At 71.9% G+C, this 23,245-nt stretch carries 20 protein-coding genes and 1 pseudogene; 15 read left to right on the forward strand and 6 right to left on the reverse strand.

The window, feature by feature from the left end:
• Nucleotides 1-24: 24 nt before the first annotated feature.
• From KQY30_RS00900 to KQY30_RS00915, 4 genes and pseudogenes are all read right to left on the reverse strand, one after another.
• Nucleotides 25-1,897: pseudogene (locus KQY30_RS00900) on the reverse strand (BTAD domain-containing putative transcriptional regulator).
• A gap of 537 nt (nucleotides 1,898-2,434) precedes the next feature.
• A complete protein-coding gene (locus tag KQY30_RS00905) occupies nucleotides 2,435-3,214 on the reverse strand; it encodes a DeoR/GlpR family DNA-binding transcription regulator (RefSeq protein WP_217305096.1) in 780 nt (259 codons plus the stop codon).
• Between the two features lie 85 nt (nucleotides 3,215-3,299).
• Complete coding sequence (pdxA, locus tag KQY30_RS00910; protein ID WP_254406858.1) at nucleotides 3,300-4,349, reverse strand: 4-hydroxythreonine-4-phosphate dehydrogenase PdxA; 1,050 nt, start codon at nucleotides 4,347-4,349, stop codon at nucleotides 3,300-3,302.
• The gene (locus KQY30_RS00915; protein ID WP_254406859.1) at nucleotides 4,346-5,665 is read right to left on the reverse strand and encodes a four-carbon acid sugar kinase family protein; all 1,320 of its coding nucleotides are present in this window, start codon (nucleotides 5,663-5,665) and stop codon (nucleotides 4,346-4,348) included. The genes pdxA and KQY30_RS00915 overlap by 4 nt, the downstream gene beginning before the upstream one ends.
• A gap of 213 nt (nucleotides 5,666-5,878) precedes the next feature.
• Between KQY30_RS00915 and KQY30_RS00920 the strand changes: the two genes are divergently transcribed.
• The 14 genes from KQY30_RS00920 (at nucleotide 5,879) to KQY30_RS00985 (ending at nucleotide 20,495) form a co-directional block, all read left to right on the forward strand.
• The gene (locus KQY30_RS00920; RefSeq protein WP_217305098.1) at nucleotides 5,879-7,501 is read left to right on the forward strand and encodes an ABC transporter substrate-binding protein; all 1,623 of its coding nucleotides are present in this window, start codon (nucleotides 5,879-5,881) and stop codon (nucleotides 7,499-7,501) included.
• A 3-nt stretch (nucleotides 7,502-7,504) separates the two neighbouring features.
• Nucleotides 7,505-8,434: an ABC transporter permease gene (locus tag KQY30_RS00925; protein ID WP_046505504.1), complete on the forward strand. Its 930-nt coding sequence runs from the start codon at nucleotides 7,505-7,507 to the stop codon at nucleotides 8,432-8,434.
• 2 nt (nucleotides 8,435-8,436) lie between these two features.
• Nucleotides 8,437-9,420, forward strand: a complete 984-nt coding sequence (locus KQY30_RS00930) for an ABC transporter permease (protein WP_217305099.1) — start codon at nucleotides 8,437-8,439, stop codon at nucleotides 9,418-9,420.
• A gap of 3 nt (nucleotides 9,421-9,423) precedes the next feature.
• Complete coding sequence (locus KQY30_RS00935; RefSeq protein ID WP_217305100.1) at nucleotides 9,424-10,278, forward strand: ABC transporter ATP-binding protein; 855 nt, start codon at nucleotides 9,424-9,426, stop codon at nucleotides 10,276-10,278.
• Nucleotides 10,279-10,346: 68 nt separating this feature from the next.
• The gene (locus tag KQY30_RS00940; protein WP_217305101.1) at nucleotides 10,347-11,183 is read left to right on the forward strand and encodes an ABC transporter ATP-binding protein; all 837 of its coding nucleotides are present in this window, start codon (nucleotides 10,347-10,349) and stop codon (nucleotides 11,181-11,183) included.
• Entirely contained in the window at nucleotides 11,180-12,160 is a 981-nt protein-coding gene (locus KQY30_RS00945) for an aldo/keto reductase (RefSeq protein ID WP_217305102.1), read from the forward strand. Before KQY30_RS00940 ends, KQY30_RS00945 begins: the two co-directional genes overlap by 4 nt.
• Before the next feature lie 231 nt (nucleotides 12,161-12,391).
• The gene (locus KQY30_RS00950) at nucleotides 12,392-13,189 is read left to right on the forward strand and encodes an HpcH/HpaI aldolase/citrate lyase family protein (protein WP_217305103.1); all 798 of its coding nucleotides are present in this window, start codon (nucleotides 12,392-12,394) and stop codon (nucleotides 13,187-13,189) included.
• Entirely contained in the window at nucleotides 13,186-14,445 is a 1,260-nt protein-coding gene (locus KQY30_RS00955) for an exo-alpha-sialidase (RefSeq protein WP_217305104.1), read from the forward strand. The genes KQY30_RS00950 and KQY30_RS00955 overlap by 4 nt, the downstream gene beginning before the upstream one ends.
• A gap of 201 nt (nucleotides 14,446-14,646) precedes the next feature.
• The gene (locus KQY30_RS00960) at nucleotides 14,647-15,099 is read left to right on the forward strand and encodes a lamin tail domain-containing protein (protein WP_254406860.1); all 453 of its coding nucleotides are present in this window, start codon (nucleotides 14,647-14,649) and stop codon (nucleotides 15,097-15,099) included.
• Between the two features lie 87 nt (nucleotides 15,100-15,186).
• The gene (locus tag KQY30_RS00965; RefSeq protein WP_217305105.1) at nucleotides 15,187-15,876 is read left to right on the forward strand and encodes an NADPH-dependent F420 reductase; all 690 of its coding nucleotides are present in this window, start codon (nucleotides 15,187-15,189) and stop codon (nucleotides 15,874-15,876) included.
• Between the two features lie 207 nt (nucleotides 15,877-16,083).
• Entirely contained in the window at nucleotides 16,084-16,824 is a 741-nt protein-coding gene (locus tag KQY30_RS00970) for a class I SAM-dependent methyltransferase (RefSeq protein ID WP_217305106.1), read from the forward strand.
• Nucleotides 16,821-17,981, forward strand: a complete 1,161-nt coding sequence (locus KQY30_RS00975) for a pyridoxal-phosphate dependent enzyme (protein ID WP_217305107.1) — start codon at nucleotides 16,821-16,823, stop codon at nucleotides 17,979-17,981. The genes KQY30_RS00970 and KQY30_RS00975 overlap by 4 nt, the downstream gene beginning before the upstream one ends.
• The gene (locus KQY30_RS00980; protein WP_217305108.1) at nucleotides 17,978-19,228 is read left to right on the forward strand and encodes an ATP-grasp domain-containing protein; all 1,251 of its coding nucleotides are present in this window, start codon (nucleotides 17,978-17,980) and stop codon (nucleotides 19,226-19,228) included. Before KQY30_RS00975 ends, KQY30_RS00980 begins: the two co-directional genes overlap by 4 nt.
• Before the next feature lie 97 nt (nucleotides 19,229-19,325).
• Nucleotides 19,326-20,495, forward strand: a complete 1,170-nt coding sequence (locus KQY30_RS00985; RefSeq protein WP_254407506.1) for an MFS transporter — start codon at nucleotides 19,326-19,328, stop codon at nucleotides 20,493-20,495.
• A gap of 8 nt (nucleotides 20,496-20,503) precedes the next feature.
• Here KQY30_RS00985 and KQY30_RS00990 read toward each other — a convergent pair whose 3' ends face one another.
• Nucleotides 20,504-21,139, reverse strand: a complete 636-nt coding sequence (locus tag KQY30_RS00990) for a sigma-70 family RNA polymerase sigma factor (protein WP_217305110.1) — start codon at nucleotides 21,137-21,139, stop codon at nucleotides 20,504-20,506.
• A 235-nt stretch (nucleotides 21,140-21,374) separates the two neighbouring features.
• The gene (locus KQY30_RS00995) at nucleotides 21,375-22,046 is read right to left on the reverse strand and encodes a hypothetical protein (protein ID WP_217305111.1); all 672 of its coding nucleotides are present in this window, start codon (nucleotides 22,044-22,046) and stop codon (nucleotides 21,375-21,377) included.
• 152 nt (nucleotides 22,047-22,198) lie between these two features.
• Here KQY30_RS00995 and KQY30_RS01000 point away from each other — a divergent pair, with 152 nt between their 5' ends.
• Entirely contained in the window at nucleotides 22,199-23,236 is a 1,038-nt protein-coding gene (locus KQY30_RS01000) for a ferric reductase-like transmembrane domain-containing protein (RefSeq protein WP_217305112.1), read from the forward strand.
• Nucleotides 23,237-23,245: the final 9 nt, after the last annotated feature.

Here is a 23,245-nt window from a genome sequence, read left to right on the forward strand (position 1 = left end):
TCGTTCGAGGTCGGGCATCGCCCGTCAGTGGGGCGCGGTGGCCGTCCTGCTCCGGTTCCATTCGCGCGCCTGACGACGCGCGTAGATTTTCAGCAGTTGATGGATGCGGTAGGGGCCGGGAGGCCCTTCTTCGAGCAGCCCGGCGTCGGCGAGCCGCTCCAGCGCCTCTTCCGCCTCGGCGGAGCCGCCGAGCGTGCCGGAGGAGAGCAACAGCCCTTCGTGCTCGCCGAGTCGGTCACCGAGCCGGCGGAAGGCCTCCTGCCAGCGCGGCTCCAGCCGGTGCAGTGCCCCGCCGAACACATGCGGTACGGACATCCGCGGGTCGTCGGCGAGGGAGAGCCGGGCGGGCAGATCCTCGGCCAGCCAGGCCACGCAGTCGTCGATGCGCAGCCCCGGCCGGGTGAGCAGCCGGGCCGCCGCGATCCGCAGACTGAGCGGGAAGTGCCCGCAGATACGGGCGAGTTCGCGGGCGGCGGCGGGTTCCGCGTTCACCCGGGCCGGGCCGAGGGTGGCCGCCAGCAGCTCCAGGGACTCCTCGGGGTCCAGTGTGGAGAGCCGGTGGACGGTGCCGCCGTGGGTGGCCACCAGACCGGCCAGACCGCGTCTGCTGGTGACGACGGCGGCACCGCCGGCCGCCGCCGGGAGCAGCGGCCGTACCTGGTCGGCGCCGGTGACATCGTCGAGTACGAGCAGAATCCGCCCTGCGGCGGTGCCGGGCGCGGGGAGGTCCGCCATCGCCTCGGCGGGGGTGACGGACGATCCGTCCGGGCGGGTCATGGCGAGGATGAACACCCCGCCGGGGAAACCCTCCTGGCAGTCGTACGCGGTCTGGAGGGCCAGCGCGGTCTTGCCGATTCCGGGGGCTCCGGAGAGCACCACGACGGTGGCGGCGCCCGGGACCTTCGCGGTGAGGCCGGCGTTGATCGCGGCCCGCTCGGCGGCCCGGCCGGTGAAGGACGGCACGGGCGGTACGGGAAGCGGTGCGGGAAGTACCGGGAGCGGTACGGGAGATACGGACGCGGGTGCCGGCGGGAGGGCGGCGGCCGGAGTGTCCACGGGAGCCGGGGCGGCGGCCAGGGCCGGGCGCGCGGGCCCCTCCGCGAGGGCCAGTTGCGCCCGGCCCGGAAGGGGAACCGCCTGGTCGACGGCCGCGGGACCGAGATCGTCGCCCCGGAGTATCGCGAGTTCGAGCCGCTGGAGTCCGGGCCCCGGGTCGATGCCCAGCTCCTCCTCCAGCCGGCCCTTCACCGAGCGGTACTCGCTGAGGGCCTCCGACTGCCGGCCGGTGCGGTAGAGCGCTTCGATGAGCTGTTCGGAGAATCTCTCGCGCCCCGGATGCCGGCGGGCGGCCTCCCAGACGTCGACCAGTACCTGGCGACATCGGCCCAGCGCGAGCTCGATGTCACAGGCCCGTTCGAGGGCGCGCAGCCGCTCCTCGGTCAGGCCCGGCACCTCGTCGCGGTGGAGCATCGGGGACGGTACGTTCGCCAGCAGCGGCCCCTGCCACAGGGTGAGGGCCTCCTTGAGCCGGTACAGCTCGCTCTCGGCGTCCGCCGCGCCGTCCGCCGCCCGTACCAGGGTGCGGAAGCGCACCAGGTCGAGGGTGTCGGCGTCGGCGTTCATCCGGTAGCCGCCGGGCACGGCCTCGATGAGGCTGCCCGTGACGCCGTACTTGGTGAAGAGGCGGCGCAGCCTGCAGGACACAGCTCTGGAGCGCGGCTCTCGCGGTGGCCGGCTGGTCCTCGTCCCACAGGGCCCGGAGCAGGTAACCGGTCGGGACGACGGATCCGGGGTGGATCAGCAGAGCCGCCAGCAGGCTGGACGGTTTGGACGGTTTGAGGACGACGGCGTCCTCGCCCTCGGCAATGCTCAAAGGGCCCAAAAGCTGGAAACGCACGCGACTCCTGCCCCTCGAATCAGCACTCGGGTACACGGCGCGTGAAAGTGCCGAAAATTGGGCACACCGCGACGTCAGGACATCCACGGAAAGGAATCTTTCGCATTCTTCCGTGGTACAGACCTCTGCCAGGCCCCACTATTTCCTACTCCCCCGTCATGGCGCGACACGTCCCACTACCAGCTATTCAGGACACGGTGCCCTTTACCGTCCCACAGGGACCGGCCAGGGGCCTTTAATCCTGCTTTGCCAGCAGATGAATAGACGATCCATAGGACACCCCGACTGGTCCTAATCAATGCGGGCGCCCCGAACTTGTTGGGCATCCTAGTAAGTCGGTCTGGGAAAGTCGACCCTTACGCGGATTGGCATTCTGCGACAAAAAGTCAGCAAGCAGAATTGGGCGTTCAATTGCGCGTGAATGGACCGGCCCGTGGCGGGCTGCACCGCTCGCACCGCTCTGCCCTTACTTGACCGGAAGGCCCCGCGGAGCGTCGCTCCACGGGGCCTCCAGGACCGGCTCGCCCAGCGCGCCGGTTACGTTTCCCGCTTCGCCAGTACGACCGTGACGCCGCGCGAGCGGAGCGCCTCTACGGTCTCGGGGTCGGCGCCGTCGTCGGTGACGAGGGTCCACTCCGGCCTGAGCGGGGTCCAGGCGTGGAAGGGGCGGCGGCCCAGCTTCGCCGCGTGCGCCAGGACGTACACCCGGTCGGCGCGGCGCGCCATCAGTTCCTTCAGCCGGGTCTGGCGCAGATCGGCCTCGCAGATGCCGTGCTGGGGCGAGACGCCGTCGGTGCCGAGGAAGAGCCGGTCGAACGTGAGCCGTTCCAGGGCGGCTTCGGTCAGCGGTCCCACGAAGCCCTGGCTGAGCGGCCGCAGCGTACCGCCGAGGCACTCCACATGGACCGTCTCGACATCGGCCAGTTCCTGAAGGGCCGTCAGGCCCGTGGTGGCGACGGTGACGTCCTTCGCCGTACGCAGTTCGTGCGCGAGCGCCCCGACCGTCGAACCCGCGTCGAGCAACAGCGACTCCCCCGGCCGTACTTCGGCGGCCGCCCAGCGCGCGATGGCCCGCTTGGCCTCGAAGGCCTCGCCCGTACGCTGCCGGAGCGAGGCCTCGGGGTGGGCGGCCAGCGCCATCGCACCGCCGTATGTACGGGCGAGCCGGCCGTCGGTGGTCAGCTTGGCGAGATCGCGGCGGATGGTGGACGCCGTGACGCCGAAGAGCTGGGAGAGTTCCTCGACGCTGGCGAGCCCGGTGGTCGTGGCGAGATGGACGATACGATCGCGCCGGGCGTTCGATCCGGTCGCAGACATCAGTCTTCTGTCCTCTGGTACGGGCGAACCGGGGCCGACGGGCCGGTGCCGGTGGGCAGGGGGCCGGGGGTCGGCGGACCGGCGGTCAACGGGCCGGAGCGGCCGACATCTCGGCGGCCTGGCGCAGGGCTTCGACCATGCTACCGGCCTCTGCCCTGCCCGTACCCGCGATGTCGAAGGCGGTGCCGTGGTCGACGGAGGTACGGATGACCGGCAGGCCGACGGTGAGATTGACCCCGGCCTCGATGCCCATGACCTTGACGGGGCCGTGGCCCTGGTCGTGGTACATGGCGACGATCAGGTCGTAGTCGCCGCGCGAGGCGAGGAAGAAGGCGGTGTCGGCGGGGAGCGGTCCCGCCGCGTCGATGCCGTCGGCGCGCAGGATCTCCAGCGCGGGGACGATCTTCTCCTCCTCCTCGCCGTAGCCGAACAGACCGTTCTCGCCCGCGTGCGGGTTGATCCCGCAGACCCCGATGACCGGGTGCTCGACACCGGCGCGGACCATCGCCTCATGGCCGCGGCGCACGGTCCGTTCCACCAGACCGGGTTCTATCCGGTTGACGGCGTCGATCAGTCCGATGTGGGTGGTGACATGGATGACCTTCACCCGGGGTGTCGACAGCATCATCGACACCTCCTCGACCCCGGTGAGATCGGCGAGGAGTTCGGTGTGCCCGGGGTAGAGATGGCCGCCCGCGTGCAGGGCCTCCTTGTTGAGGGGGGCGGTGCAGATGCCCTGCACCTCGCCGTTCATGGCGAGTTCGGCGGCGACCCGTACGTACTGGTACGCGGCGTCGCCCGCGACGGCGGACAGCTTGCCCCAGGGCAGATCGGCGGGGAGCAGCCCGAGGTCGACGACATGGATGCGGCCGGGTCCCGGCACCGCCTCCGCCGGGCTCCCGACGGACACGATCTCGCAGTCGGCACCGAGGATGGCGACGGCCCGGCGCAGCCGCTCCGCGTCGCCGATGACGACGGGACGGCAGCGGCGCAGGGTATCGGCGTGGAGCAGCGCCGGGACGATCACCTCGGGGCCGATGCCGGCGCCGTCGCCCATGGTGACCGCGATGATCGGGAGCGGCCGGCCCGCGGTGTCGGTCTGCTCCGCGGGGACGGTCGTCGGGGCTGCGTTCACAGGGCTTCTCCTTGCGGTACGGGTGAGACGGGCGGTGGGGGGTGCGGCGCGGTGAACTCCGCGCGCGGTGCGGGGACTTGAGCCGGAGGACCGGCGGGTATGAGCGGTGGCACGAGAGGCTGGTACGGCCTGAGGGCGCGGGCGATCCGCAGCAGGGAGCCGGAATCGCCGTAGCTGCCGGGGCGGGTGACCACCGACCGGCCGTCGGCGGTACGGCTGTGCACGGCTCCGTGGTGGATCTCCCCCACGGGCAGGAGTTCGGTGACACCGAGCGCGTCCAGGACACGGCGCGCGGTCTCGCCTCCGGTGAGGACGAGATCGGCGGGGTACGGCACGGCGGCGACGGTCCGGGCGAGTCCGGCGACCACCTGGCGGGCCGATCCGGGCCGTATGCCCCGAGAGCCTTCGACGCTCACCACGGTGACGGCGTCGTCCGGGCCTGTGGTGAGCGGGACGGGTCCGGCGGCTCCGGCGAGGAGTTCGGCGGGCAGGGCGACATGCCGGGCTCCGGCGGCGGTGAGTTGCGCGATCTGCGCAGCGGCTCCGGGTTCGGCGGTGCCCACGACGACGAGCAGCGGGAGCACGCCGCCGGGCGCGGGGACGGGTGACGGTCCGTCGGTTCCCGGACGCAGCCGGCCGAGGGCGGCGGCAAGCCCGCCGGTACCCATGAGCCGTACGCCGGGCCCCAGTCCGAGCGCGGCGGCCGCGATCGCGTCGAGGTCGCCGTCCGACTCGGTGTCGCACACAGGTGTGAGCCCGGCCTCCACGAGCGCGCGCAGCCGCCCGGTCAGCTCCGGGAGGGGCGCGCGTACGGCGGTGAGCGGGACGACGGCGGTCGGTGTGCCGTCGAGCGCGGCGGCCACCGAGCGCGGTGCGGGCCGGGTCTCCGCGCGCCAGGCGTCGGTGTCGTGGAGCGGCTGTCCGCGCAGGTGGACGATGCCGTCGTGGACGGTGCGCCCGGCGGCGGGCAGCGCGGGGGCGATCACCAGTCCGGCGGCTCCCTCCGCGTAGGCGGCGGTCTCGGCGGCGAGATTGCCGCGCAGCAGGGAGTCCGTCTTCTTGAGCAGTACGGTGCCGGGCCCGGCACCCCGTACCGCCTCGCGGACGATCCGGGCGGCGTCGTCCGCGTCCCGCTGCCGGGTGTCGAGATCGACGACCAGGGCCCGGCCGGCACCGGGAGACCGCGTGGCCGCAGGGCCCAGAACGATCCTGGCGGGCAGGCACAGCGCCGCAGCCGTTTCGGCCGCGCCGGACAGATCGTCCGCGAGGGCCAGCACCTGGCGGGGCGTTCGGCCTCCGCTGGGCGTGAGGGACACGGATACCTCCTCCGGGCGGCCCGGGGCGGGCTGCCTCGGTGCCTGATGATGACACATGCTGCGCGAAGTGCGCGAGACCCCTTGCGCGAAACACGCAACCGTGCCACCTTGTGCGGCGCGACACCTGTTGGTCCCGGACAGACCGGACACACTCCGGCGGACCGGGCATCCCCAGTTGAGCCGGTCGCCTCCCAGAACCCGAGAAGGTCGACGATGACCCCTACCCCTCAGAGCGCTTCTTCCGGCGCTTCTCCCGGCACGCCGGCCGGTGCTCCGCCGCGTGAGCCGCTCAGCCGCCGCACCCTGCTGCGCTGGGGCGCCGCCGGCGGCGCGGGTGTGGCGCTCGCCCCGCTGGCCGCCTGCGCAGGACCCACCGGGGCCCCCGGCCCCGGCACGCTCACCCTCGGACTGAACCGCTCCCTGGTGAGCCTCGACAACAAGCTCAACCAGTTCGACGCCGCGGTCACCGTGCAGCGCGCGGTACGGCAGGCCCTCACCCGTATCGGCCCCGGTATGAAGCCGCGGCTCGTGCTGGCCGAACGGTTCGAGATGGCCGAGCCCACCGCCTGGGCGGTACGGCTGCGCGAGGACATCCGCTACTCGGACGGCAGCCCCGTCACCGTCGAGGATGTCGCCACCGCCCTGAGGATGTACGGACAGGTCAACGGTTCGTTCCTCCTCGGTCTCTTCCCCGAGCTGCCCACCGTGGAGAAGACCGGGGCCAGGACCTTTCTGCTGCACACCAGGAAGCCCGTGCCGGTACTGGACCGGCTGATGGCCAATATCCACATCACCCCGGCCGCGGCCAACAAGCCGGAAGAGTTGCAGAGCGGCCTCGGCACCGGTCCGTACGAGGTGCTGAAGGCGAACGGCGGCGCCGGTGAGTACACCCTCGGGCGCAATCCCCGGTACTGGGGGCCGCGCCCGCGGATCGACACCGTACGGGTGCGGTTCGTACCGGAGGAGTCCAGCCGGGTGGTCGCGCTGCGCAGCGGCGAACTCGATGTCGTCGACACCCTGACCCCCGACTCCGCCGACCAGTTGACCGGTCTGCCCGGGGTCGAGGTCGAGGAGACCTCGGGCGTCCGCATGTGCCAGCTCTTCTACAACTTCCGCAAGCCGAAGGGGCATCCGCTCGCCGATCCCCGGGTCCGGCAGGCGCTGGCCTACGCGATCGACGGCGACGCCCTGATCAACGACGTGCTGAACGGCTCGGCGGAGGAGGCCGGCGGTGTGGTGCCGCTCGCCCTCGAAGGCGCCGCGCGGACCGGCTCGTACACCTACGACCCCGGCAGGGCGCGTGCCCTGCTGGCCTCCCTGGGTGCCGGTGAACTGAAGGTCAAAGTCATCTGGGAGAGCGGGGAGTTCGCCGCCGACACCTCGGTGATGGAGGCCGTCCTCGACATGCTGAAGGCGGTCGGGGTACGGGCCTCGCTCCAGCAGTTCGAGCCGGGCGGCGACATCCTCACCTGGCGCCAGGGCCGGGCCGGTGACTGGGACGTCATCGGCAACGGCTACGGCAGCCCGACCGGCCAGGCCCTCACCACACTCCAGGGCATGTACGGCGGGACCGCCGCGAAGGAACGTACCCGCGACGCCTTCATGGGCTATGTCGTACCGAGCGTCGAACGGCAGCTCTCCGCCGCGGCCACCGAGGTGGACGACACCGAGCGCACCAGAAAGCTGGCCACCGTGCAGCAAGCGATCTGGGAGACATGGCCCAGCCTCTGGGCCTTCGCCCCGAAAACCCTGCTCGCCCGCAGGGACCGGGTGCGGGGCCTGTCGCTGCTGACGATCAACTCCTATGACCTGTCCGCCGTACGGCTGGAGGGCTGAGCCGTGCCGAAGTATCTCGCCCGCCGGCTCGGCCAGAGCCTGCTCACCGTCTTTCTCACCCTGACCACGGTCTTCCTGCTGGTACGGCTCGCCCCCGGCGACCCGGCCGCCGCGTACGCGGGCCCCACCGCCACCACCGCCGATCTCGCCAGGATCCGCGGGGAGTTCGGACTGGATCAGCCACTGATCCAGCAGTACGGGATCTTCCTGCGCGATCTGCTCACGGGAAACCTGGGCACCAGCTACTCCTTCCGTGCCCCGGCCCTCGATGTGGTTCTGGACCGGATGCCCTACACCATCACCCTGGCCGTCGCCGCGATCGCCGTCACCGCCGTCGTCGCCGTACCGCTCGGAGTGTGGATGGCGCGCCGCGCCGACTCGAAGCGCGAACTGGGCGCCAACGTCCTCACCATCACCGGGCAGTCCATGCCGGACTTCTGGACCGGGGTGATGCTGCTGACCGTCTTCGCCGTGCTGCTGCCGGTGCTGCCCGCCTCCGGCTTCACCTCCTGGAGCGGTCTGGTCCTGCCGACGGTGACCGTCGCCATCCTCCAACTCGCCCTGATATCGCGGCTGGTACGGCGTGAGATGACCACGGCCCTCAACTCTCCGTACATCACCGTGGCCCGCTCACGGGGCTTCTCCGAGCGGGCGCTGACCTGGCGGTACGCGCTCGGCAACTCGGGGGTGCCGCTGATCACCGCCATCGGCACCCGCTTCGCCGCACTGCTCAACGGTGTGGTGGTGGTCGAGGTCGTCTTCGGCTGGCCCGGTGTCGGCTCGCTCGTCGTCCGTGCCCTGGAGACCCGGGACTACCCGCTGATCCAGGCCACCGTCCTGGTCACCGCGACCCTCGCGATCCTTGTCCAGCTTCTCGTCGACCTCGCCTACCCGCTGCTCGATCCGCGGGTACGCCTCGGAAAGGCGGCCTGATCATGACCACCGCCCTGCGCAGCGCCGCCTCGTCCGGCGCGCCGTCCTCCGGCTCCGGCGGCAGGCCGAGCGCGGTCACCGCGCGCGATCTCGCCCGGGCCACCGCGACCCGGCAGCGGCGCGGCGCCCGCTTCAAACTGTGGGCCGGGACCGTCTGCACCGCCCTCGTCGTACTGCCGGTCGCCCTGGCGCGCGTACTGCCGCTGCCCGGCGCCGACGCGCAGGATCTGTCGGAGCGCCGGCTGCCGCCGCTCAGCGACGGGCACCTGTTCGGCACGGACCAGCTCGGCCGCGATCTGCTCTCCCGGGTCCTGCACGGCGGCCAGGTGTCCCTGACCGTCGGCATCCTGGCGGTGCTGGTCTCCGGGGTGATCGGTATCGCGGCGGGCGCTGCCGCCGGGTTCTTCGGCGGCTGGGCCGACACGGTCGTCTCCCGGCTGCTGGAGGCGCAGCTCGCGCTGCCCCTGCTGATGATGCTGCTGCTCGTGGTCGCTCTGTTCGGGCCTTCCGTGACCGTCATCACCTGTGTGATCGCGGTGGCCCAGTGGCCGGAGGTCGCGCGACTGACCCGCTCCCTCGTCCTGGTGGAGCGCGAGAAACCGTATGTGGCCGCCGCCCGGGTGCTGGGACTGCGCGGCTGGTCGGTGCTCGGCCGCCATGTGATCCCCAATGTCGTGCGCCCGGCGAGCCTGGTCGTGCTGCTGCTGCTCGCCCAGGCGGTGCTGCTGGAGAGCGCGCTGAGCTTCCTCGGGGCTGGCCCGCAGCGGCCGTTCGCCACCTGGGGCCGGATCATCTCCGACGGCCAGGACTACATCACCACCTCATGGTGGCTGGTGACCCTGCCAGGGCTGGTGATCGCCCTGCTGGTGGTCGGCGTCAATCTGATCGGCGACGGGCTGCGCGACCGCACCCGTACGGCACGGCTGCCGCGCGGCGTGCGCGCGCCGCGCACATCGCGCGGTGCGCGCGCGGGGAAGGGAGTCTGAGCCATGGCCACGGACGTGTCGCCGCTGGACGGCGTTCCGCTGCTGGATGTCGAGAACCTCCAGATCGAGCTGATCACCTCGCATGGAGTGATCCGCGCCGTCGACGGGGTGAGCTTCACGGTGCGCGAGGGCGAGACCGTGACGCTCATCGGCGAGTCGGGCTCCGGCAAGTCGACCACCGCGATGGGCGTGCTGCGGCTGCTGCCGGAGGGGCTCGCGGTGCTGTCGGGGTCGGTACGGATCGCGGGGCGGGATGTCGTCGCCGATCCGCGCGCCGCCCGGGCGCTGCGGGGGCGGACGGTGTCGCTGATCCCGCAGGACCCGATGACGGCCCTCAGTCCGGTGCACACCATCGGCCGTCAGCTCGGGGACGCGCTGCGGCTGCGGCATCCGGGGCTGTCCCGCGCCGAGACGAGGGAGAAGGGTACGGAACTGCTGGCCCAGGTCCGCATCCCCCGGCCGGAGACCCGCTGGAAGGCGTATCCGCACCAGTTCTCCGGCGGGATGCTGCAACGCATCCTGATCGCCGTGGCGCTGGCGGCCGAACCACGGCTGCTGATCGCCGACGAACCGACATCCGCGCTGGACGCGACGGTGCAGGCGGGTGTCCTCGATCTGCTGATGGAGCTACAGGAAGTGGAGGGGATCGGGATGCTGATGATCACCCACGATCTGGGGGTGGCCCGGGTCGTCTCCGACCGTATTCATGTGATGAAGGAGGGCCGTTTCGTGGAATCGGGCCCCGCCGGCACGATCGTGGACCGGCCGGCCGAACCGTACACCCGCGCTCTGCTGGCGGCGGTCCCGCGTCTGGGCGCCTGGGACGAGGACGGCCTGACCGGGGCGGTGGCCCGATGACCGAGCCATTCAGCGGTCCGGTGGCCGAACCGCGCGGTGGATCGATGGATCGGCCACCACATGGTCCAGTGGCTGAGCCACTGCTCCTCGACGTCGAGGATCTCGTCGTCGAGTACCCCACCGCCCAAGGTCCCTTCCGGGCCGTCGACCGGGTAAGTTTCCAGCTCCCGCGCGGGGGTTCGCTCGCCGTGGTCGGGGAGTCGGGGTGCGGCAAGTCGACCCTCGCGCGGGCCCTCGTACGGCTGCTCAGGCCCGTCTCCGGGCGGATCGTCCTCGACGGTACGGACATCGCCACGCTGTCCGAGCGCCGACTGCGCCCGCTGCGCCGGCGGGTGCAGATGGTGTTCCAGGACCCGTACGGCTCACTGGATCCGCATCTCACGGCCCAGCAGATCGTGGCCGAGCCACTGCGCCTCTCGGGCATCGGGGACCGGGCCGCCCGCGCCCGGCGTGCGGCGGAGCTGATCGACCGGGTCGGGCTGCCGTCCTCGGCTCTGCACCGCAGGCCGCCGGAGTTCTCGGGAGGGCAGCGCCAGCGGATCGGTATCGCCCGCGCACTCGCGTCCCGCCCCGATCTGCTGGTGTGCGACGAGGCGACGTCCGCCCTCGATGTCTCCGTACAGGCCCAGGTGCTGGAGTTGCTGCGGGAGCTCCAGGCCGAGACCGGGATCGCCTATCTGGTCATCGCCCACAACCTCGGAGTGGTCCGTGAGATCAGCACCGAGGTGGTGGTGATGCGCGCCGGCCGTATCGTCGAGACCGGAAGGACCGCCGCCGTGCTGGCCTCACCGGCCGAGCCGTACACCCGGGCGCTGCGCCGCGCGGCTCTCGACCCGACCACGATCCGGGGCGTCAAGCCCCGGCATCTGCTCACCACCACCGCACGGGAAGGCATTCGTTCGTGACCACCGGCATCGATCTGCCGCATGTCCCCGTCCCGCTGTCGCGGCTGGTCCTCGGCACCATGACCTTCGGCGACACCGTCGACCGGGCGGGCGCCGCCGCCATGGTGGACACGGCGCTGGACGCGGGCATCACCGGTATCGACACGGCGAACGGTTACGCGGGCGGCGAGAGCGAGCGTATCCTCGCCGGCCTGCTGCCGGGCCGGCGCGACCGGATCGTCCTCGCGACCAAGGCCGGGATCCCGCATCCCGACCAGGGCGGGCACGCCCCGCTGTCGGCGGCCGGGATGCGGGCGGCGCTGGAGGGCAGCCTCAAGCGCCTCGGCACCGACCGCGTCGACCTCTTCTATCTGCATCAGCCGGACCGTGCCACCCCGCCGGCCGAAACCCTGTCCGCCGTCGCCGAGTTCGTGGCCGAGGGGAAGGTCCTCGCCCTCGGTGTCTCCAACCACGCCGCCTGGCAGGTCGCCGAACTCGTGCGCACCGCCGGGGAGGTGGGCGCGCCCCGGCCCGTGATCGCCCAGCAGCTCCACAATCTGCTGGCGCGCCGGCTGGAGGAGGAGTACGTCGAGTACGCGGCCGAGACCGGGCTGCGCACAATGGTCTACAACCCGCTCGGCGGCGGCCTCCTCACCGGCCGCCACACGTTCGGACGGACTCCGGAGTCGGGGCGGTTCGGCGATTCGCGGCTGGCCGCGATGTACCGGGAGCGCTACTGGGACGAGCGGCTGTTCGCCGCCGTCACCGAGCTCACCGGGATCACACGCGAGGCGGGCATCCCCCTCACGGACCTGGCGCTGCGCTGGCTGCTCGGCCGCCCCTCCACCGACGCGCTGCTCCTCGGCGGCTCACGGACCGAGCACCTCAGGGCCAATATCGCCGCCGCAGAGGCGGGCCCGCTGCCACCCGAGGTGGCGGCGGCGTGCGACGACGTCGGCACACGGCTCCGCGGCCCGATGCCGGCGTACAACCGCTGACGCCGGCCGGCTCCCGGCGCCGTACCCGACCTGCCTCCCGGGCCCGAACCGACCTGCCCCCGGCTCCTGCCCCGTACCCCGATCTGCCCCTGCCCCCGGGCCCCGAACCTTTCCCGGGCCCGTCCCGGCCGACCCCGCACCGTACCGCCCTGCCCCTGCCCCGCGAGCCCCGACCCGAGCACCGACTCCCGGCCGAAGACGACCACTTCACCGCCCCGAAGGAGCCCTTTCATGACCCGCGCCCCGTCCGGCACGCCCGCCGCCTTCGCCACCGCTCTGCGCGCCCGCGAGCGGCTCATCGGCTACTGGTCCGTCCTAGACTCGCCGGTCTCCACCGAGCGCATCGCCCGCCTCGGCTACGACTATGTCGCGCTGGACGCCCAGCACGGTCTGCTCGCGTACCAGGGCATCCTCGCCTCCCTCATCGCCATCGACACCAAGGGGAGCACCGCCGTCGGCCTGGTGCGTGTCGAGGCCAATGACCCGGCACCGATCGGCCGCGCCCTCGACGCGGGGGCGGCCGGGGTGATCGTGCCGCTGGTCGACACGGCCGAGGACGCGGCCGCCGCGGTCGCGGCCGTACGGTATCCGCCGCTCGGCCGCCGCTCGTACGGCCCGATGCGTTCGGCCCTGCGGATCGGGCCCGTCCCGGCGGAGGCGCACGCGCAGACGGTCGTCCTCGCGATGATCGAGACCGCGGACGGTCTGGCGAATGTCGAGGAGATCTGTGCCACCGAGGGCCTGGACGGAATCTATGTCGGCCCGTCCGATCTGCGGATCGGCATCGGCGGCGCCTCCTCGAACGATCCGGCGGTCGGTGAGCGGTTCGAGTCGGCGCTGCTGACGATCCGTGAGGCGGCGGCCGCCGCCGGAATCGCGGCGGGCATCCACAACGCGGACGGCGCGAGCGCCGCCAGGCGGCTGGCCGAGGGCTTCACCTTCGCCACGGTCTCCAGCGATCTGGTCCATCTGGAGCAGGCCGCGGGCCACCATCTCGCCGCCGCCCGCGCCACGGGACAGCCCCAGTGACCACAACACCGTCCGCGTTCCCGGCACCCTCCGCCGATGGCGTGCTGCGCCCGCACCCCTCGCAGCCGGGCCGTGCCGAAGCGCATCTGCCGGCGCCCGCCGTACAGAGCCACGCCGCGAATCTGACGGTCCTGCCCGGCGGCGATCTGGGCTGTGTCTGGTTCGCCGGCACGCAGGAGGGCGTCGCGGACATCTCCGTATGGTTCTCGCGGCTGGCCCGGGACGGCGACACCTGGTCCGTGCCGGTACGGCTGTCCGACGATCCGGTGTGCTCCGAGCAGAATCCGGTGCTCTTCCCCGCTCCGTCCGGCGAGCTGTGGCTGCTGCACACCGCGCAGCGCGCGGGTCACCAGGACACCGCGGAGGTGCGGCTGCGCGTCAGCGGGGACAGCGGCGCGAGCTGGGGTCCTCCCCGGACGCTGTTCCCGGCGACCGCCGGGGGCGGCGGTGTCTATGTGCGGCAGCCGGTGACGGTACTGCCGTCGGGGCGCTGGCTGCTGCCCGTGTTCCGCTGTGTCACGGTGTTGGGGCGGCGGTGGTCGGGCGGCGACGACACCAGCGCGGTCATGGTCAGCGAGGACGGCGGGCGTACCTGGGAGGAGCGGCCGGTGCCCGGTTCCACCGGTCTGGTCCATATGAACGTCCACCCGTTGGGGGACGGTTCGCTGGTCGCGCTGTTCCGCAGCCGCCGCGCGGACTCCGTATACCGGAGTACGTCGGACGACGGAGGGCGGACCTGGACGGAGCCGGAGGCACTGGCCGTACCGAACAACAACTCCTCGCTCCAGTTCGTACCGCTGGAGGACGGCCGGCTCGTCCTGGTGCACAACCACAGCAGCGCGGCGGACGCCACCGAGCGGCGTGTGTCGCTGTACGACGAGATCGACGACGGGGGCCCCGGCGACGGAGGCCCCGGCAGCGGCGACGCGACCAGCGACCCGGCTCCCGGCAGCGGACCGGACCTGGACGGCGGCGCCTTCTGGGGTGCCCCGCGCGCGCCGCTCACCCTCTCCGTGTCGTCGGACGGCGGTCTGACCTGGCCCGTCCGCCACGATCTGGAGACCGGCGACGGCTACTGCCTCACCAACAACTCCCGTGACGGCCTCAACCGCGAGCTGTCCTATCCGTCCGTGGCCCGTACCGGCGACGGCACCCTGCACATCGCCTTCACCCACCACCGCCGCACGGTCAAACACCTCCGACTGAGCCCGGACTGGACCGCCCGGGAACTCGGGGAGCCACCGACCGGGGCATGACGTACAGACACGACACACTCGGCGCACGGGCACGGCACACGAGCACGACACGGGGGCACGGCACAGGGGCGTGATGGGGCGTGACGTACTTCTGATGTGTTTTTCCGGAAAACGGTGTTTCACCGGCACGGGCTGCGTAATGTCGGGCTCCTCGCGCCGCTGTCCTGCGCGGCGCCCTCCCTGAACAGGACGTATTCCTTCATGCCCCGTGCCCGCATAGCCGGCGCCGCCGCACTCGCCGCGGCGGCGGCCACCCTGATGATGTTCCCCGGACAGGCGCAGGCCGCCGGATCCGTGTACATCACCAAGATCTGGTACGACTCCCCCGGCTCGGACAAAAGATCCAACGCGAGCCTCAACGGTGAGTGGGTCCAGATCAAGAACAGCACCACCAAGTCCGTGAGCCTCAAGGGCTGGAAGCTCACCGACGCCTCCCGGCACGTGTACACGTTCAAGACGTTCACCCTCAAGCCCGGCAAGACCGTGACCGTGAAGACGGGCAAGGGCACCGACACGGCCGCCACGGTGTTCCAGCAGCGCGCCGCGTACGTCTGGAACAACGACAAGGACAAGGCCACCCTGACCCGGTCCACGGGAGCGGTGCACGACACCTGCTCGTACAACTCCACGCGGTACGACTACAAGAACTGCTGACGAGCGGACCGTCCGGAGACTGCTCCGGACGGCGGGCCGGACACCGTCGCGGGGAATATCGCGGCGGTGTCCTCCGCTGGCACCCGCATGAGCACTCTTGGACTGATCGGCAGCGGAAACATCGGCGGCACCCTGGCGAGGCTGGCGGTCGCCGCCGGAATCGATGTGGTTCTCAGCAATTCCCGCGGGCCCGAGACCCTCTCCGGTCTGGTGGCGGAGCTGGGCCCTCGGGCACGGGCCGCTACAGCCGCCGAGGCGGCGGCGGCCGGCGACTGGGTCGTGGTCAGCGTCCCGCTGAAGAACTACCGCCAGGTACCGGTGGCGCCCCTGGCCGGAAAGGTCGTCCTCGACACCAACAATTACTATCCCGAGCGCGACGGGCGGATCCCGGAGCTGGACGCGGAGGAGACCACCACCAGCGCTCTGCTCCAGGACCACCTTCCGGACTCCAAGGTCGTCAAGGCGTTCAACAACATCTTCTTCAAGCATCTCGCCACGCTGGCACGGCCCGCCGAGGCGCCCGACCGCACGGCCCTGCCGATCGCTGGTGACGACGAAGAGGCGAAGGCCTCCGCCGCCCGGCTGATCGGCCTCCTCGGCTATGACGTCGTGGACGCGGGACCGCTGGCGGAGAGCTGGCGGTTCCAGCGCGACGCCCCGGCCTATGTCCTTCCGTACGCACAGGACCTGGAAGGTCTCGGGATCTTCAACGACCCGGGCAGGAGCGCGGACACCGACACGGTCCGTACGGCCCTGGGCGAGGCCAAGCGCGGCTGACCGCGCGGCCGGCGGAGAGACCGGGCGCCGCCGGGCCGGTCCCGGCGGCGCCTCCCTGTTCCCGTCCCGTGTCCCGTACCGCGTCCCGTCCCTGACGTCTCCCGAATCTCCCGGGAACCAGCCGTCGCCCGCGCCCGACTACTGACAAGGAGTGGACAACAGGGCACGGATCACGGGCCGTCGGGGCCCAGAAAGAGGGCAGGACGGTTGAAGTGGTACGAGGACGACTCCCTCTGGTCCGACTTCGCGCCCACGATGTTCTCCCCGGACCGCGCCGAGCAGGCCGCGGGCATCGTCGCGGACTCACCGCTGCTCGACTTCGGGCCCGGCGCCCGGGTGCTGGACCTCTGCTGCGGCCCAGGTCTCTTCCTGGTGCCGCTGGCCCGGCGCGGATACACCGTCACCGGTGTCGATCTCAGTCCAGCCATGCTGGAGCGCGCGGAGACGGCCTGCGAGCGGGCCGGGGCCGATGTGCGGCTGATCAAGGCGGACATGCTGGACTACGTCGAGCCGGGGTCCTTTGACGCCGTGCTCAATGTCTTCACCTCCTTCGGCTACTTCGACGATCCCGACGACAACCTGCGCGTACTGCGCAACGCCCGCGAGTCCCTCGCCCCCGGCGGCCGGCTCCTGGTCGATGTGATGGGCAAGGAGGTCCTGGCGGGGTGGATCGGCCGCCCGCAGGCGGTGGACCTGCCGGACGGTTCGTATGTCGTGCAGCGCGACACCGTGCTCGACAGTTGGCGCCGGCTGCGGACCGACTGGACGCTGGTGCGCGGCTCGACCGCCCGTACCGCGTCGATCAGCTCGTTCCTCTACAGCGCCGCCGAACTGCACGACCTGTTCGTGACGGCCGGGTTCACGGACGTCGAGTGCTTCGGCGGCTTCGACGGCTCCGGTTACGGTCCGGGCTCGCGCAGGCTGATCGTACGGGGGATCCGGAAATGACACCGGCACGCATACACGAGCACATCACGGACGCGATGAAGGCCCCCGACCTGATCAGACTCGGCGGCAACACGGTCCTCGCCCGCTTCGAGACGATGAAGGTGTACGCGGCGCTGGGTGCCGTCCGTACGCTGCTGCGGCGCGGCCGAATCGTCCCGGGGCAGACCCTCATCGACAGTTCGAGCGGCATCTACGCGCTGGCGCTCGCGATGGCCTGCCACCGGTACGGGCTGCGCTGTCACATCGTGGCGTCGACGACCGTGGACTCGGTGATGCGCGCCCAGTTGGAGATCCTGGGCGCGACGGTCGACCAGATGCCGCCGTCGGAGAGTCTCCGGCTCGACCAGGAGAGACGGGTGCGGCATGTGCGTGAACTCCTGGCCCGCAGACCGGACTTCTACTGGATGCGGCAGTACCACGACGCCGTGCACTACGCGGGATACCGGGAGTTCGCGGAGCTGGTCACCGAGGCACTGCCCGAAGGACCGCTGACGGTGGTCGGCGCGGTCGGTACGGGAGCGTCGACGGGCGGACTGGTGCGGGCGCTGCGCGGTTCGGGCCGGGCGGTACGGCTGGTGGGGATCCAGCCGTTCGGAAGTGTCACCTTCGGCAGTGAGCGGTTCAACGACCCGGAGGCGATCATCGCGGGCATCGGGAGCTCCATCCCCTTCGAGAACGTACGGCACGAGTTGTACGACACGCTCCACTGGGTGGACTTCCGGCACGCCATGGCGGGCGCGGTCGGTCTGCTGCGCGAACACGCCGTATTCGCCGGGCTGTCCACCGGGGCTGCGCATCTCGTCGCGGCATGGGAGGCGGACCGGGATCCCGGCCGGCAGCATCTTGTCATCGGCGCGGACACCGGACACCGGTACGCGGAGCGGGTGTTCGCCCGGCATGCGGAGGCGCTGGACAGACACGCCCTGCGGCCGCGCCGGATCCGCACACTCGACGAGTTGCGGCTGCCGTGGTCGGTGATGGAGTGGGAGCGCCGCGCTCACAAGGAGCTGGTGGCGGCGGATGTCGGCGCCACCGCATCAGCCGGAGCCGGCGGGCCGGCCGGGCCGCTCGGGCCGCTCGGGCCCACCGGATCCATCGGGCTGGAGAGCGGATCCGGTGCCGCGCCGGAATCCATGGCACAGGGGGAGCCGTCATGACCATCGTCGCACTGGAGTCGCTGTCCTTCGGGCTCGGCCGGATGGCCGCCGCCGCGACCGCCGCCGGACACGGGCTGACGCTGCTGACCGGTGACCGCACCGTGTACCGGCACGAGCTGGCCACCCTGCCGGACGGGGCGCTCACCGTCGTCGATGTCGACACCTTCGATCCGGAGGCGACCCGGCGCGCGCTCATGGCCGTTCCCGGCCTGGCCGGTCTCATCAACACCACGGACACCTGGAGCGTTCCGGCCGCCGATCTCGCGGCCGAGCTGGGACTGCCGGGTCCCGATCCCGCCTCGGTACGGGTGCTGCGCGACAAGGCCCGGGTGCGCGGACTGCTGCACGGTGCCGGGCTGAGCAAGGGTCCCGCCGTACCGGTGCGGTGGGGCGACGGCACTGGGAACACCGCCGCCGACCCCGCCGCCGAGGTGCTCCGTACGATCGGGCTCCCGGCCGTCCTCAAGGACTCCGCGGGCACCTCGTCCCGCAACGTCTGGATAGCGAGAGACCTGGAGTCGCTGCACTCCGCGCTCGCCGAGGCCCGCCGACGCGCCTTCACCGGCGAGCTGTTCGCGGAGCCGTTCCTCGCCGGGCCGCTCTACAGCGCGGAGACCCTGAGCTGGGCCGGGGAGACCCGGCTGCTGGGGGTGCTCAGTCGGCAGACCTCGCGGGAGCCCGCCGTACGGGAGGAGGCCGCCGCCTTTCCGGTCGCGCTGCCGCACGGGGAGTCGGCCGGCATCGAGGAGTGGGTCGGCCGGGTGCTGAGCACGGCCGGGCACGACGACGGCTTCGCCCATGTCGAGTTCATCCTCACCGCCGAGGGCCCCCAACTGGTGGAGATCAACCGGCGGATCGGCGGGGCCCTGGTCGGCGAGGCGCTGTGCCGCTCCCTGGGGGTCAATGTGTACGAGGCCATGATCGACACCGCGCTGGGCCGCCGCCCCGGGCTGCTGGACGCGGCGCTCGAACACACCGGCCCGGCCAGCGGCTTCGTGCTCGTCTATCCGGAGCGGACCGGTGAACTGGCGGGCTGGCAGGGGCTCGACGGGCTCGGCGCGTACCCGGGTGCCGTGCGCTGGTATCCGGTGAAGGCACCGGGCGACACCATCACCACCGTGGCCGACCAGCGGGGCTGCACCGGGATGGTCCTGGCGGAGGCGGCCACCGCGGAACTCGCGCTGCACCGGGCGGCGAGCGCGGCGGTGGGGGTGCGTCCCGTGCTCGTGGCCGACGGTGGGCGGTGAGCGCGAGGCCGGCGGAGGGGACCGTACGAAAGCCCGGAGGCCAGGTACCCCGGGGCGGCGGGGCGGCGGATGGCGGCCGACCGGGCCGCAGTCGTTCCTGCTGGCCTGCTCGTTCCTGATCACCCTGGGCAGCTTCGCCGTACTCCCCTATATGTCGGTACTGCTGCACCAGCGGCTGGGGCTCAATCTGGGCACGGTCGGGGCGGTGCTCGCGGTGGCGTCGCTGGTGCAGTTCTCCGGCGGGGTGGTGGGCGCGGCGCTGGCACGGCGGATCGGGCTGCGGGGCACGATGCTGGTGGCGCTGGCGGTACGTACCGCGGGGTTCGCGGCGTTTGTGCCGGGGCTTGGCAGTCCTGCGGTCGCGATCGGCGCGCTGTTCCTGGTGTCGTGCGGCGCGGCGCTCTACCTGCCCGCGAACAAGGCGTACTTGGTGGAGGGCGCGAAGGAGTCGGAGCGGCCCAAGCTGCTGTCGGCGAGCGGTTCGGCGTTCAACGCGGGCATCGCGCTCGGGCCGCCGGCCGCGGCACCCTTCGTACTGACGTCACCGGGTGCCCTGTTCACGGGGGTCGCGGCACTGTTCGCGGCGGTGGGTCTGGGACACGCGCTGCTGCCACCGGCCGCGGCGCCTTCGACGGATCCGATGCGGGAGCCGAAGGAGGGAGACGCTTCCCGTAGCGGCCACGAGCGCGCCGGCCGGGAGGCGCTGCCCTTCACGGTCACCGTACTGAGCGTGTATGTCTTCATGTTCTTCCAGCACTATCTGGCGCTGTACGCGGTCCCCCGGACTTCGGCGTCTTTCTACGGCGCGGTGCTGATGGGCTACGCCTGTCTGCTCGTTGTCGCGCAGCCGCTGTTGTCGGAGTGGATCGCCGGGCTCGCCTACCGTACGGCGATCCGCATCGGTTTCTGCGCGATGGCGGCCGGTACGGCGCTGATCGCGGCCGGGGGCCGCCCCGGTATCGGCGCGGGCGCGGTGCTGCTCTGCCTGGGCGAGATCGTCCTCTTCCTGAAGAACGATCTGGAGGCGCTGGCCAGGTCCTCCGCACCGCCGGCCACGGTCTTCGGCAGACAGCGGCTGGCGGCCGGAATCGGGGCGTTCGCGAGCGGGGTGGCGGGGGGTCAGCTCTACGCGGTCGCCGAGGACATGGACATGGTGCCGGGCTTCTGGCTCGCGGTGTCGCTCCAGAGCCTGGTCGTGCCGGTGCTGCTGATGGCGGTGGCGCGCCGCCGGGGCCCTTCGCGCGGAACCCCGGACAAGCGCCTCTGACACAGGAGTTATGACGAGAGTACGGCCGGCGTGCGATCGGGGAGGAGGCCCAGGGACGCCGTGTCGGGCTGCCAGACCGAGGTGAGGTCCCGGCGGGCGCGGGCCACCCGGGACCGTACCGTACCGACCGGGCAGCCCGCGGCGCTGGCGGCCTCCGCGTACGACAGACCCAGTAACTGGGTCAGTACGAACGCCTCCCGCCGTGACGGGTCCATCGCGTCCAGCACGTCGAACACCGCGACGCTCTCGTCGAAGCCGGGCAGATGGCGCGGCTGTGCGCGCTCGGCCGCGGTCTGCCAGTCGGCGGTGTCGGCGACCCGCGGCCGGGCGGCGGCGCTGCGGTAGCGGTCGACGACCACACACCGCGCGATGGACAGCAGCCAGGTGCGCGCGCAGGAGCGGCCCGCGAACTTCGCCAGGCTGGTCAGGGCCCGCAGATAGGTCTCCTGGGCCAGGTCGTCGGCGCCGGGCACATCGGCGCTGAGATGTGCGACGAACCGGCGTACGTCGTCGTAGGTCGCGCGCACGAAACGCTCGGCGGCCTCGCGGTCACCGGTGCCTGCGGCCAGCGCCCATGCGGTGATCTCGCCGTCGTGGTGGGCGGATCCGACGGTGCGCGGGTGTGCCGGTGTGGCAGTGGGCATCGCAATTCGGTCCTTAGCGTCCTCGCGGCGCCGCGCCGGATCGGGGCGGGGCGCCATCGGTGGCCGGCTCACCGCGCGGGGGCGCGGCGGATCACCGGCATGCCTGTGAACAGGCACGCACGCGTGCCTGCGGGACCCTCGGCCGCGGTGGGACGGACCCCGCGCACGCCGGAACGCACCCGGGACACCGGAGCGTCCGGGGCGTGGGAGCGCCTCGCGGGGTGCGGACGGAAGGTCAGAGGAAGGACGGGCGCGGTGGCGGACCCCGGCGGGAGATGCCGTACAGCACGACGAACCGGCGCGGGCGGCAGGGCCGGTACGGTACGGCGATCCGGACCCGCGGCGGGCGCGGCCCGGCGGCGGACAGCACCCGCCAGGCGAGCCACAGCGGAGCGCTGACGAACAGCGCGAGCGAGCGCCCGAGTTGGAGGACCGCTGTCTCTCCGCGCCACAGCCACCAGCCGCACAGCAGCCCCGCCACCAGGTGGGCGAGGGCCATGCCGGAGGTCAGGGAGTGGCCGTCGAAGGCCAGCAGGAGCGCGGGAAGGTCCGCCGCCCCTTCGGCCGTTCCGGCGTGGCCGTGCGCCGTCGCCGTACCCGAACGCCCCATGCCCGGCATGGCCATGGCCCGGGAATCCGCGGCGTGCGGCAGGAAGACATGCGTCCAACTGAACAGGGCGTGCAGGACGACCTGTCCCACCGCGCTGGCGCCGACGATCGCGGGGGCACCACGCTCACGCCCCGCCAGCCACCAGCCCGCGCCACCTGTGGCGATCAGTGCGAGGACCGGGGCGGGCCAGGGCAGCGGGGTGTCGGACTGGAGGGAGTGACCGAGCCCGGACACCGCTACGCACACGGCCGCGAACACCACGGCGCGTGTGAGACGGAGTGGGGGCCCGGCTCTCATGACTGCCATCGTGTCACTCGTGACGCAGCGTCGGAAAAGGGCGGGTGACCCTCAATATTGTGATCCATGTCACAGGAAATCGCCGGGAACTTTCCGGGTCCGGCGCCCGACTCCTGGGGTAACCCGCCGAAGCCATCGAGAAGGCCGCCCTGATGAAGCCGTCCCCCGCACCCGCCGCACCCGAGCCGACGGACCCGCCCGCCACCACGACCGCCGAGGCCGACGACGCCGCCACGACCGGCGCGGACCGGTCAGCGTCGCCGTCGCCATCACCGTCGTCACCGTCGTCCAGAGTCACGCTCAGATCGGATCTCAGAGCGTCGATACCGGACGGTCTGATCGCCCTGGCCGTGACCGCCGCCGTCTTCGCCCTGCTCTACGCCCGTATCAAGGCGAAGACCTCCTCGACCGTGACCGTCATGCCCTTCATGGCCGACGCGGGCGGCTTCTGGATGTACTTCCTCAGCCAGGCCTTCGGCTGGGCGGCTCTCCTGTGGGCGTGGACCACGGTCGTACTGGGGCTGCTGCTCTCCGGGCCCCGCCCGGCCCGGCTGCCGCTGTCCGCGCAGCGTCTGGAACGGCTCCACCGGACGACCAGTCTCAATACGATCGCGCTGATCATCGGCCATGCCCTGTTCTTCGCCGCGGAGTTGGTGCGGCACGACACCTCGGGCTGGTTCTCCCGGCTCTGGACGGCCTTCGTCGAGTCGTTCGTACCGGGCGGCTACGACTCCGGTACGGGCCAGATCGCCATTCCGGTCGGCCAGGCGGCCCTCTATCTGGCCATCCCGCTCGGGCTGCTCTTCTACGTCCGGCACCGTATCGGTCCCAAGACCTGGCGTGTGCTGCACCGGTTCGTGATCGTCGTATACGTGCTCAGCGTGTGGCACACCCTGCTGTACGGCACGAACGTCTGGTACGACGGCTGGTTCCGGACCTCGGTCTGGCTGCTGCAACTGCCCATCGCCGCACTGCTGCTGGCACGGCTCCTGCGGCCCGCGCGCCGTTCCGAGCGGCTGTCGGGCCCCGGCGCGGGCACCGGCTCGCGCGCGGTCTGGGGGCTGCGGCTGGGCGGGCGCCTGGTAGTGGCCGGGGTGGTCGTGGCGCTCCTCGCGGTGATCGTCAGCGGGCGTGACGGCGGACGTACGGTTCCGCCGGCCGACACCACCTCCACGCACAACCACAACTGAGCGGGGCGA

Origin of the sequence: Streptomyces sp. GMY02 (genome assembly GCF_019056675.1) — a bacterium.
GTDB lineage: Bacteria > Actinomycetota > Actinomycetes > Streptomycetales > Streptomycetaceae > Streptomyces > Streptomyces odonnellii.